Genomic DNA, 4607 nt, shown 5'->3' with positions numbered 1-4607 from the left:
GGGACCGGCTGGCGGAAATAGGGCGCCTTGCCCGCCTCGCGGTAACCCTCCAGCGCCGGGCCCTCGTTGACGGTCAGGTCGCAGTGATCGCCCGGCACCGGGCGGTTCCAGTGGACCAGCGCCCGAACCTCCGGCAGCGTCGGGGCGACGCGCGGGATCTCGGCGTACCAGTCGCGGCTGCGCTCCGGCCGCTGCGGATCGGGCGCGGTGGCGAACTCGGCCAGCATGAGCGGCTTGTCGCGGGAGACGTTGGCGCGCAGCCAGTCGGCGGACGGGCGCTGACTGCGCTCGAAGTCCAGCCAGTTGGTGCTGTTGTGGCAGAGGAAGTAGTTGTACTGGTCCATGGCGATCCAGTCGACGTACGCGTCCCCCGGGTACAGCCGCTTCATCTGCTCGGCGTGCCCGAGGTAGCCGGACACCGTCCACACCCACACCACGTTGTCGACGCCCAGTTCGCGGAACCGGTCGTGGATGTGCCGCCAGGCGGCGACGAACTCCTCGGGCGTTCCGGCGCCTTCCTTGATGCGGAAGTCGGTCTCCTGGTCGAAGGAGAGGAAGATCCGCTTCCCGTACGCCTTGATACGGCGGGCCTGCGGGTCGATGATGTCGCGGTCGTACGTGCCGGAGGCGATGTTCTTCCAGCCGAGCTGGGTCTCGGTCCAGTTCTCGTGGTGCGGCTCGGTCCAGACGGTGGACTCCCAGGCGAGCATCAGCAGCCGGTCGCGGCCCAGCTCCTGCTCGTCGGGCGTGAGGAGTTCGCCGTCCAGGGGCGTGCGGGACATGTCGTGGTAGTTGTACACGAGGTCGAGGCGGCGGCCGATCTTCTTCTCGAAGGCGAGGACGGCGTCCTTGAGGGAGCCGTTCTCGGCGTACGGGACGTAGGCGCCCCACCAGGCGCCGCAGGGCGGGCGCAGCAGCCGGTCGGGGGCGCACGGGCCGGTGGGGAGGCTGCCGGAGGCGGCGTCGGCGGGGAGTCCGTGGCCGGGTGTGCCGGCGCCGCCGTCGGAGCGGGCGATCCAGACGCCGAGCCCGATGAGCAGCGCGCCGGCGAGGGCCAGGGCCAGGACGGCGTAGTGGTGCGGGGCCTTGTCGATCCGTCGGTGGCGGGGTATCCGGCCGCGTAAGCTCATCGGCTCTCCCCGGCGGGCACTTCAGGGGGCGCCGTGCCGTGGGCCCGCGCCGCCGGGCGCGGGACCCCGCCGGGCAGCGCGGCCGCCGCCGTGGTGAACGCGGCGAGGGCGCCCAGGAACAGGGCCACCGAGAACGCCTCCAGCAGGAACAGCGACGTCGCCGTGAGCACGGCCAGCGCGAGGCTCAGCGGCGCGGCCAGGGCGACCGTCTCCAGCCGCGCGGAACCGCCGCCCGGGCGCGGCACCAGCAGGGCCAGGCCCGGCCCGAGCGCCACGAACACGAGGACGGGCACCCAGCGAAGCGGCCAGCCGCCGGGCAGCGCGGTCGCGGCGAGCGCGACCCATCCGGAGGCCGCCAGCGCCACTCTGATGTGCGCACGGGAGCCCTGCGCGCGGGAGCCCTGCGCAGGGGAGCCCTGCGTACGGGAGAGCTGCATGGCGACCTCCAGTCACCGTTCGTGTGTCAGGAAGCGTGGACGGACGTGGACCAGGACGACCCCGTGCGCGTTCTCCTCCACGACCCGGAAGAGCGGCGAGCGCGCGAGGGCGTCCCGGAGGGTGGTGAAGCCGCCGGGCGGCAGATAGCCCTCGCCGATGACGGCCTTCTTCTGCGTGGCGGTGAGGATCACGTACGCGGGGCGGCCCTCCGGGATGCCGTCCGCCAGATAGCGGGCCGGGTCCCTGAGCATGCGCAGGTTCTCCGGCACCTCCTGCTCGGTGAAGAACCAGCGCTCGTAGTGGGCGTAGCGGGTGTACGCGCCGGGGAACGAGCCGGTCGTCGCCATGATGAGCGCCCCTTCCGGCGCCCGGTCGTACGCCCGCCGCACCAGGGCGAGTTCGCCGGGGGGCGCGTAGTGCATGCCCTCCTTGCCGTAGTACGAGGGCAGGAACCCGGCGAGCAGCGCGACGAGCGCGACGGGCAGGGCGACCGCGCTGGTTCTCCTGGCCGCCCGCCATGCCTTCCCGGTGGCCCCGGCGGCCGGGACGAGCGCGGCGGCCGCGAAGAACGCCGTGCCGGGGAGCCCGAACAGGTAGACGCGGAACAGCATCTCGCCGCCGTAGTCGTTGACGGCGAACATCGGCAGCGGCGCGGCCGACGCGAGCAGCAGGGGCAGGGCGGTGCGGACGAGCCTGCGGCGGGCCAGGACGGCCGTCCCCGCCAGCGCGGCCAGGACCAGCACCATCAGGATGTTGGCCGCGCCGACCAGCTCGGGACCGGGCCCGGTGGGCTCGCCGGCGTATCCGGCGCGGGAGTTGCCGAGCAGGTCGCCGGCCGACTCGCGCAGGCTGCTCAGGGTCTCCAGGAACAGCGGCCGGCCCATGGTGAGGTCCCAGGCGAGCATGATCAGCCCGGCGACGGCGAGCAGCCCGAGGTTGCGGTAGCGGCGGGTGAGGCAGAGGGCGGCGAGCGTGGCGCACAGCATGACGGGTGTGAGCTGGTGGGACGCGTTGATCGTGGCGATCAGCGGGACCAGCAGCAGCACGGCGAACGCCCGCTGCCGCCGGTCGCTCGACGGCGGGGCGGGGGCGGCGGCCGGGTCGAGGCGGGCGCGGTCGCGCAGCGGCCCGGCGGTCCCGGGCCGTACGAAGTGCCGTACGACGACCGCGAACACCGTCAGGTACAGCAGATACGAGAAGCCCTGCGGGGACAGGTAGTCCTGGCCGACCCAGTTGGCGAGCTGGAAGATCCAGACGCCGGTCCACACGAGCCGCCAGTCGTCGGTGAACGTCCGGTAGATCAGGACGAGGACGGGCAGCATGAGCACGCCGAGCGCGACGGCCGCCCAGTTGATGTAGGCGGCGGCGCCGTCGACGCCGAAGGCCCGGACGAGCGCGGCGTTGAGCGCGAAGAAGCCGGGCCACTGGTCGTAGGCGCCCATGCCGCCGGACAGCTCGGTGTACGGGTGGACGGTGCCTTCGGCGAGCAGCCGTGTGATCACCTCGTCGTGCTTGGCGGCCCAGGCATAGCGCACCGAGTCGTACAGCACGGCCGGCGGCGCCTTGAGCGCGACGAGCATGGCCACGCTGTAGGTGGCCGGCCACCAGGGCGCCGTCCCGGCGCGGCGCAGCGCGACGACGAACCCGGCGGTGAGGACGGCGAGCGCGGCGTAGTACGCGACGGGGAACCGGTCGAGGAGCCCGTAGTCCCCGATGTCGCGGAAGCCGATACGGGGCAGGGCGTACGTCCACAGGGCGGCGGCGGCCGGCAGGGGCAGCCAGCTCAGCACGGCCTGCGGATGGAGCAGCGGGAGCCGCACGGACGCGGACGCCGCGGACGCCGTGGACGCGGCGGCGGCCGCGCCGAGGGGGCGTCCTGCCGCTTCTCCCTTCTCTCCCTTCTCCGGCTCGGCGGGCGGCGGGGCGCTGCCCTCGGTGCCCTCGGTGGCTGGTGCGGGCACGCCTTGCTGCACGGTGCGACTCCCCCCACGAATCCCCTCCGGCGAAGGAGACACGAACATCCTCCGCTTTTGCCTGACTCTCCTCCCCCCTTGATACACAAGGGTGTTGATCGTTCGCGCGGCTTCGGGAAGACGCGTTCACCCCGCGAACTCGGGCCGCCCGCGCACGGTGGCGCGGGCCCTGCGGTAGAGCCGCCAGCCGACGGTCGCGGGCGAGTCCGCGTACGGGGCGGTCCTGGCGCCCCGCCCGGCCATCCAGTCCGCGATGTCGGCGACGGTGTGCGTGCGGCGCACGATGAGCCGGGCGATGCGGTACGACTCGTCCGTGGCCGAGCTGAGCGCGTGCCGTACGGCGACAGCGGAGGTGTACCCGACGTCGTGCGCGGCGCGGCGCACCGCGCGGCTGTTGTAGCCGTGCGGGTAGGCGAGGTGCGTCACGGCATGGCCGAGCACGCCTTCCAGCACGAGCTTGGACTCGCGCAGCTCGCGGCGGACGACCCGGGGGTGCAGGGTGTCGAGCTGCGGGTGGGTCACGGTGTGGGCGCCGACCTCGATGCCGTACTGCCCGAGCGTGGCGGCCTGGGCGAGCGTCATCATGGGCGCGGGCGGCAGCAGGCTGGTGCGGCCGGGGGTGATGGCGCCGGTGGTGAGGTAGGCGGTGGCGGGCAGGGAACGGGCGGCGAGGGCTTCGGCGGTGGGGCCGGGCAGGTCCGCGAAGCCGTCGTCGAAGGTGAGAACGACGGGCCGTTCGGGAAGGTTCCCGCGCCCCGCGAGATGCTCGGCGAGCGCCGAGAGCGGCACGGCGGTGCGGCCGCTGTCCACGATGGCGTCGAGGTGCGCGCGGAACGCGCGGGGCGTGACGGTGAACTCGGCGATCCAGTCGGGCGGGTCGTCCATGACGGCGTGGTAGAGGAGGACGGGTACGGGCGGGCGGTCGCTCGTGGCGGGCCTCATCGCGCCTCCCAGGGCGGTCGGGTGCCGCGTGCGCGGCGGCGGGCCTTGGCGTATCCGAGGGGGCCGTACAGCATCCCGCGCCGTTCCAGGCGGGACAGTTCGCGGGGCCACGGGTGGGTGTGGG

General features: G+C 73.7%; 4 protein-coding genes. All 4 read right to left on the bottom strand.

The features are described from left to right. A partial coding sequence (locus HTZ82_RS12685; protein WP_375540812.1) for a glycoside hydrolase family 26 protein occupies positions 1-1064 on the bottom strand: 1064 nt, incomplete at its 3' end. A gap of 62 nt (positions 1065-1126) precedes the next feature. After that, positions 1127-1567 (bottom strand): hypothetical protein, encoded by a 441-nt coding sequence (locus HTZ82_RS12680; protein WP_175409452.1) that lies wholly within the window; start codon positions 1565-1567, stop codon positions 1127-1129. Between the two features lie 12 nt (positions 1568-1579). Further along, positions 1580-3529, bottom strand: coding sequence for a hypothetical protein (locus tag HTZ82_RS12675; RefSeq protein ID WP_309235438.1), 1950 nt, complete (start codon positions 3527-3529; stop codon positions 1580-1582). 138 nt (positions 3530-3667) lie between these two features. Beyond that, the gene (locus HTZ82_RS12670) at positions 3668-4483 is read right to left on the bottom strand and encodes a polysaccharide deacetylase family protein (protein ID WP_175409451.1); all 816 of its coding nucleotides are present in this window, start codon (positions 4481-4483) and stop codon (positions 3668-3670) included. Positions 4484-4607: the final 124 nt, after the last annotated feature.

This window comes from Streptomyces sp. TRM64462 (genome assembly GCF_013362995.1).
Classification (GTDB): Bacteria; Actinomycetota; Actinomycetes; order Streptomycetales; family Streptomycetaceae; genus Streptomyces.
The sequence above is the reverse complement of the archived record's forward strand: the minus strand, read 5'-3'. Positions and strand labels throughout refer to the sequence as shown.